Below are 7,152 nucleotides of genomic sequence, written 5' to 3'. Positions count from 1 at the left end.
GTCGTTGTCGAATAATCCGACCACGATTACGACAACGACAACGACAACGACAACGACGCCCGGTCCGCGAGAACGTCAGGTAGCTGTAGGTGTTAGGGTCCGTGCTAACACCGGGAGAAATCGGCTACCATTGCGCGTCGGCGGACGCACCCGCCAGGCACGCATTTTTTTGCTCGAACCGGCCGCCTCGCCGCACCCGTATCACGCGGCGTCGGCACCCCTTCAACCCTGTCGCGACGCGGGTCAGACCCATGGTCCCTACACCCTGCAAGACCCGCGCAGACCACCATGGCTGAGGCGATGCCGCCGCGCGACCTGGGACCAGCCCGGTCCCTGGCGCAGACCCTGCTGTTGACCTTGACCCTGGCCGTGCCCTGCGCGCCCGCGGCGGCGCTGGGCGCGGCGCGCCCTGATCAGGCCGCCGCGGGAGAGGCCCCGCGGGCGCCGACGCACGGGACGATCCCGACCTCCGACCAGCCGGAGGACCGGCCCCTCGTCCAGTCGGGACGGCCGCCCGGCACGGGCGCCGCACCGCGCGCCGCGCGCTCCCCCGTCCTGGCCTTCGTCGCCTTGCTGGTGGTCGGGCTCGTGCTGGGCTGGCGGCTGCGCAGTGCCCACCGGGCGACCCCGACCGCGCTCGCTCAGGCGGCGTCCGCGTCGGTCCCCGGCGCCGCCCTGGAGGCCCAGCGGGGGACCCTGCGCGCGGTCGCCGACACCGCCCTGGATGGGGTCTTTCTGACCGATGACCGGGGGCGGATTGCCTACGCCAACCCCGCGGCGGAGCACCTGCTGGGCTATCCCCCGGGCACCCTGATCGGGCGCGACGCGCACGCCACCCTGGCGCCGCCGGAGATGCAGGAGCGCTGTCGGCGGGGCCTGGAGGGTTTCGCCTGGGACGGCCGCGGGGAGGTGCTCGGTATGACCATCACCCAGACCGCCCTGCGCTACGACGGCAGCCGGGTGGCCGTAGAGCTGTCGATACTGCCGTTGTGGCTGGACCAGTCCTGGCACGCCATCGCACTGATGCGCGACCACACCGAGCGCGCAGCGATGGCGCGCGACCTGGACGAGACCCGCCAGAATTTCCACAGCCTGATCCAAGACAACCGCACCGGCATCCTGATCCTGGACGCCCTGGGCAGCATCCGCTTCGCCAATCGGGCGGCCGAGACGCTGTTGGACGCGGCGCTGGGCGGCCTCATCGGGCAGCCGTTCGGCATCCCCGTCACCCAGGACCCCGGTGATATCAGTCAGACCGAGATCCGCATCGTGCGCCACGACGGCAGCGCCGGGGTGGCCGCCATGGGGGTCACCGAGACCCGCTGGCAGGGACAGTCCGCCTTTCTGGTCATGCTCCACGACGTTACCGAGCGCAAGGTCGAGGAGACCCGCATCCAGCGCCTCGCCTTCGAAGACCGCTTGACGGGCCTCGCCAACCGCGACCTGTTCTTCGACCGGCTCGCGCACGCCCGCACCCTCGCCATCCGCGAACACAAGGGCCTGGCGGTCCTGTTCATGGACCTGGATCATTTCAAGGAGATCAACGACACCCTGGGCCACGAGATGGGCGATGCGGTGCTGCGCGCGGTGGGCGAACGCCTGCTGGCCCTGCCGCGTACCTCCGATACGGTGGCCCGCTGGGGCGGGGACGAGTTCACCGCCGTGTTCTACGATGTGGCCGACCAACAGGGCGCGGAGCGGGTCGGGCGGCGCTTGCTGGATTCGTTCCTGCTTCCCTTCAACCCGCAGGGACGCGAACTCTATGTGACCCCGAGCATCGGCATCAGCCTGTTTGCGACCGAGGCGCTGGACGCGGACGAGCTGGTACGCCGGGCCGACTCCGCCATGTACGAGGCCAAACGCCAGGGCGGCAATGCCTTCCGGGTCTTCGACCGCGATACCGCGCAGGTCGCCGAGTCCCGGCTGCAGATCGAGCGGGACCTGCGCAAGGCCCTGCTCCACTCCGAGTTGGTGCTGCACTATCAGCCCCAGGTGGCGCTCGATTCCGGGCGCTGCGTCGGCTTCGAGGCCCTGCTGCGCTGGGAGCGTCCGGGGTGCGGACGCGTTGGTCCGGCCGATTTCCTGCCCCTGCTGGAGAGCACCGGACTGATCGTCGAGGTGGGGCGCTGGGTGATCGACCAGGCGTGCCGCCAGTTGCGGGAGTGGTCGGACACCAGGACCGAGCCCTTCACCCTGGCGGTGAACCTCTCACCGATCCAGTCCGCCCAGGGGGACCTGTTCGCCTTGGTCGCTTCCGCCCTGGATCTCTACCGGGTCCCGCCCTGGCGGCTGGTGCTGGAGATCGCCGAGGGCGCCCTGTTCGCCTATACCAACCGCGCCCCCACGCTGCTGCAACGCTTCGCCGACCTGGGGGTCGCACTGCATGTGGACGACTTCGGGACCGGCTACTCCTCGCTGCCGGCGCTGCGGCGTCTGCCGATCGCAGCCATCAAGATCGACGAGCGCTTTGTCCGCGACCTGGTTGACGACGCCGGCAATGCCGCCCTGGTGAGCGCGATCCTGACCCTGGCCCACGGCAACGGCAAACAGGTGATCGCCGAGGGGGTGGAGACGGCGGCCGCCGCCGCGGCCTTGCGCGGCCTGGGCTGCGACCTGGCCCAGGGCTACTTCTTCGGCCGGCCGATGGCCGCGCAGGAACTCCCGCGGTGGCTGGCCCGGCACGCCGATCGCGCCGCCGGGCGACCCGGGGGCGATGATCATGACGCCTGGCCCGACGCGCCGGCCGCTCGATCGGGTATCCTTGCCGCCGCACCGACCAGCCCGACACCGAGCGACCCGGATCAGCCACCTTCAACGACTCCCGAGTGCCCCGCCCCATGACCGAGTTGGAGACCGCGCCGGCCGCCGCGCTGCCGCCGTCGGCGTGCTGCCCTGGCGGCCTGGTCGACCCGGGCCTCGCCGTCCTGCTGATCGCCCTGGCGCCGGACTTGCCGGTCCTGGTCTGCGGCGCAAGTGAGGACGAGTCCCTGGGCCGCACCCTGATCGCGGCGGGCGCCGAGGATTACCTGTCCCCGGCCGACCAGGACGCCCGGAGCCTCGCCCGCGCCCTGCGCCACGCGGTGGAGCGCCACCGGCTGCGCGGCCAGCAGCGGCGCCGGGCAGAGGCCGAGGACCTGGTCGAGCAGCGCGAGAGCGAGCAGCGCGGGGTCGGGCGCCTGCTCTCCCAAACGGGTCGGGCCGGGGAGACGGCACGCCTTGACGGGGCGGCGAACCTGCGCGACAGCGACCCCTGGAGGGCCGCATCGTCGTCCTGGAACTCATGGGCTATCTGGCGGGCTACGATCGCCGCTATTATCTGAGCCGCATGTCGCTCAGCGCCGAACCGCAACCAGGCTGACCCCCAGGTCAATCATGGGCGCCATCATCGCCACACACGATCGGATCGCACCGCATCATGGGTAAGTACCTCTTGAGGCTCTATATCACCGGCCGGACGCCCCAGGGCAACCGGGCCATCGCCAACCTGCAGCGCATCTGCCAGACGGAACTGGCGGGGCGCTATGAGATGGAGGTCATCGACGTGATCGAGGACCCCCAGGCGGCCGAGGACGCGCGCATCATCGCCACCCCGACCCTGATCAAGGCCCTGCCCCCGCCGCTGCGGCGCATCATCGGAGACCTCTCGAACAAAGACAAGGTACTGGTCGGTCTGGACCTCAGCGGTCCGGACGATCTGGTTGGAGACCATCATGACTGAACCCGGCAAGCTTCCCTCCGTCACCAAGCTGGCCACCGGCATCGATGGCTTCGACCACATCGGCCTGGGCGGCATCCCCGCCGGCCGCACCACTCTGGTGGCCGGCACCGCCGGGAGCGCCAAGACCATCTTCGCCGCCCAGTTCCTTCGACCTGCCCCAAGCCATCGCGCTCGAATGGCTCGCCATTAGATCGAGCCTGGCCCGAATGGCGCTAAGTTAAGGAGTCGTCTAGCGATATCAGCGACTTGCACACCGGCCCAGATCAAAGTTTCTGGAGAATCAGCGACAGTCCGCCAGATTCTTCCGGGTTCCGCCTGGTATGGGAGCGTTTCGGCCAGCCGGCTGGCCGCGTCAGTCGCTGTTTTCATGTTCCGGCCATGAGCGGCATCGGCATGTCCATCAACACCGCTATGCGGTGCATTCCTCGAAAATGTCGCGGAAGACCTGCTGGTATTGCGTGAACGCCGCCAGGATCACCGGATCGAAATGCTCGGGCTGGATGCGGGCATCGCCCCGAATGATGATGTCACAGGCCAGGTGATGATCGAAGGCGGGCTTGTAGGGTCGCTTGCTGCGCAGGGCGTCGTAGATGTCACAGATATTCATGATGCGCGCTGCCAGTGGAATCGCCTCACCGCGAGTGCCGTGCGGATAGCCACCGCCGTCCCACCGCTCGTGGTGACTGCGTGCGATCTCGGCCCCCATCTTGAGATAGGGCGAGGTACCCTGGCCGAGGATCTGAGCGCCCATCGTGGTGTGCCGCTTCATGATCTCCCACTCGTCCGGCGTCAAGGCGCCCGGCTTGAGCAGGACCTGGTCGGGGATACCGATCTTGCCGATGTCGTGCATCGGGCTGGCGAAAAAAATCAGGTCGACGAACTCTTTATCCAGGCCGAGCTGCACGGCGAGCGCGCGGCTGTAATGACTGATGCGCTGCACATGGGAACCGAGGTCCACGTCCTTGTGCTCGGCCGCGCGCGTCATCGTGAAGATGGTCTCCAGATAGCTCTCCTTGAGGGCGGCGGTCCGTTCCAGCACACGTTGTTCCAGCAGTTCGTTGCTCTGATGCAATTCCTTATGCAACAGGCGCACTTCCAACATGTTGTGAACGCGTAGCAATAGCTCGGCCAGATCGAACGGCTTGCTGACGAAGTCTTTCGCCCCGGCCTCGAGCGCACGCAAGTTGTGATCCGGCTGCGCGGTGAGGACCAGCACCGGCAGGTAGCCCTCCGGTTCGATGGTCTTGAGCTCCTCCATCACCTGGAATCCGTCCATGCGCGGCATCAGCAGGTCGAGCAGGATCAGGTCATAGCGGTGGCTGCGGTGCAGCGCGCAGACCGCGAACGGGTCCACCGTCGAGGTGACGGCGGTATACCCGGCGGACCCCAGCACGCGTTCGAGCAAGGTCACATTCTCATCCTGATCATCGACGATCAGGATGTCGGCATTACGGATGGCAGAGAGATCGATCATAAGAATAGCGCCCTAGGCCGCCTTACAGTCCCGGTTATTCCTCTGGTCCATTGCTGCCGACGGCGAGGCCATGAACGCATCGACCCGCGCGAGTTCGAACCAAAACACGCTGCCCACCCCGACGATGCTGTCCACGCCGATGACACCCCCCATCTGTTCGATCAGTCGCTTGGCCAGCACCAGGCCGATGCCGGTGCCTTCCTCGCCGCCCTGCTCCTGTCCGAGGCGATTGAACGCCTGGAAGAGCTGCGCCAGTTGTTCTCGAGACAACCCCGCGCCGGTGTCCGTGATGCTCATCCGAATGCGCCCCGGCGTCCGCTCGACACAGTCCACCGCGACCGTTCCCGGCGTGCTGTTGTACTTGATTGCGTTGGACAGGAGATTGATGAGCACCTGCTTCACCCGGGTCCGATCGGCGCGGACCCAATAGGGTGCAGCGGACGGGGGACTGGTCACCTGGATGCCGCGCTGGTCCGCCTGCGGTGCGATCATTCCCAGGCATTCGCAGATCACCTGGGTGAGTGACACCGGCTCCACCGCGAGCGGTGCCTGCCCGGACTCGACCTTGCCGAGATCGAGTATCTCGTTGATCAAGGTCAGCAGATGCCACCCCGCGCGAACGATGTGGGTGATGTTGTCTCGCTGCCTGGGGGTCGGCGGGGGGAGCTCGAAGTCCAGTAGTTGGGCGAATCCAAGGATCGCATTGAGCGGGCTGCGCAGTTCATGGCTCATCGTGGAAATGAATTCAGTCTTGGCGCGGTTAGCTCGATCCGCCGCGGCCCTGGCGGCCTCCAGGTCGCGCGTGCGGATCTCGACCAGCTCCTCCAGGTGGTGGCGATGTCGATCCAGTTCATCGGCGCTGCGCTTGGCTTCGGTGATGTCCTCGTAGACCCCCAGGATGCCGATGACCTGATGGTCTTCATCACGCATCGGCACCTTGGAGGTGCGCAGCCAGATCAGGTCGCCGTCCGGCGTCGTCTGCGGCTCCTCGTAATTCAGCTTGGGACGGCCGGAGTCCATCACCGCCTGATCGTCGGCACGATATGATTCGGCCTGATCTGCCCACGCCAGGTCGAGGTCCGTCCTGCCGCTCAGAGCCTCCGGGTCGGCGCACCCGGCATCGTTCGCAAACAATTGGTTACAGCCAAGAAAGCACGACTGCCGATCCTTCCAGAAGACGCGGGCCGGCACACTATCCAAGACCGACTGGAGCAGGTCGCGGGATTTATGAAGCGCAATCTCCGCTTGTTTGTGCGCGGTGATGTCGGTATGCGCGATGACCGCGCCGCCTTCGTTCCGCGACAGCGGCGTGACACTCATGCTGAACCAGCGCTGTTGTTGCGGTGAATGGCAGGGGTACTCCAAGCGCAAGTCGGTCAGGCGGCCGTCCAGCACCGCCCGGATGCCGTTGCCGATCGTCACTGCATCATCATCCACTGCGCCGCCGATGCTGGTCAGGCAGACCGCCAGGTAATTGGCGCCGACGCCGGTTATTGCTGTCGCCTTGCTGGGCGCGATACCGTTTTCCAAGGCAAAACGATGCCACGGTTGGTTGACCGCCAGGATGATCCCGTCGCGGTCCAGTACGGCGATCTCGGCGCTGACCGAGTCCAGGACCGTGCGATTGAACGCCAGGCTCTCGCGTAGCGACCGCTGCGCCTCCACCTCGTCAAGGGCGCGGAGCAAGACGGGGCCGACTTGGGACAGTTGATCCTTGAAGACATAGTCGGTCGCCCCCTGGCGCAGCGCCGCGAAGGCGGCGGACTCCGGGATGGTGCCGGAGACGAAGATAAAGGGCACCTCCGGGCAGCGTTCGTGGGCGAAAACGAATGCACTTTGACCGCAATAGTGGGGCAGGGTCCAGTCGGCCAGGATGGCGTCGGGCAACCGTTGGTCGAGTGCCGCACGCAGTGCCTGCGCGTCCTCCACACGCCGCACCGCGATGACGAGACCCGCCTCC

Annotated in this window: 6 protein-coding genes and 1 pseudogene; 5 read left to right on the top strand and 2 right to left on the bottom strand. The window is 67.0% G+C overall.

What is annotated here, in order from left to right; genetic code table 11:
* From QZY48_RS05700 to QZY48_RS05680, 5 genes and pseudogenes are all read left to right on the top strand, one after another.
* Positions 1-355, top strand: a 355-nt coding sequence (locus QZY48_RS05700; protein ID WP_295428869.1) for a hypothetical protein, incomplete at its 5' end; no start/stop codon positions are given.
* Positions 289-2,841: a bifunctional diguanylate cyclase/phosphodiesterase gene (locus tag QZY48_RS05695; protein ID WP_295428866.1), complete on the top strand. Its 2,553-nt coding sequence runs from the start codon at positions 289-291 to the stop codon at positions 2,839-2,841. The genes QZY48_RS05700 and QZY48_RS05695, both read left to right, overlap by 67 nt.
* Positions 2,838-3,320, top strand: coding sequence for a response regulator (locus QZY48_RS05690; protein ID WP_295428863.1), 483 nt, complete (start codon positions 2,838-2,840; stop codon positions 3,318-3,320). Before QZY48_RS05695 ends, QZY48_RS05690 begins: the two co-directional genes overlap by 4 nt.
* Positions 3,321-3,412: 92 nt before the next feature.
* Positions 3,413-3,718: a circadian clock protein KaiB gene (gene kaiB / locus QZY48_RS05685; RefSeq protein ID WP_216644788.1), complete on the top strand. Its 306-nt coding sequence runs from the start codon at positions 3,413-3,415 to the stop codon at positions 3,716-3,718.
* Positions 3,711-3,866, top strand: a pseudogene (locus QZY48_RS05680) (ATPase domain-containing protein); the annotation flags it as partial. The gene kaiB and the pseudogene QZY48_RS05680, both read left to right, overlap by 8 nt.
* Positions 3,867-4,127: 261 nt before the next feature.
* Here the strand turns inward: QZY48_RS05680 and QZY48_RS05675 are convergent.
* Both QZY48_RS05675 and QZY48_RS05670 read right to left on the bottom strand, forming a co-directional pair.
* On the bottom strand, positions 4,128-5,192 hold the full coding sequence (locus QZY48_RS05675) for an HD domain-containing phosphohydrolase (protein ID WP_295428857.1): 1,065 nt from the start codon (positions 5,190-5,192) through the stop codon (positions 4,128-4,130).
* A gap of 12 nt (positions 5,193-5,204) precedes the next feature.
* The coding region (locus QZY48_RS05670) for an ATP-binding protein (RefSeq protein ID WP_295428854.1) at positions 5,205-7,152 on the bottom strand (1,948 nt) is incomplete at its 5' end.

Origin of the sequence: uncultured Thiodictyon sp. (assembly GCF_903828115.1) — a bacterium.
Lineage (GTDB): Bacteria > Pseudomonadota > Gammaproteobacteria > Chromatiales > Chromatiaceae > Thiodictyon.
The sequence above is the reverse complement of the archived record's forward strand: the minus strand, read 5'-3'. Positions and strand labels throughout refer to the sequence as shown.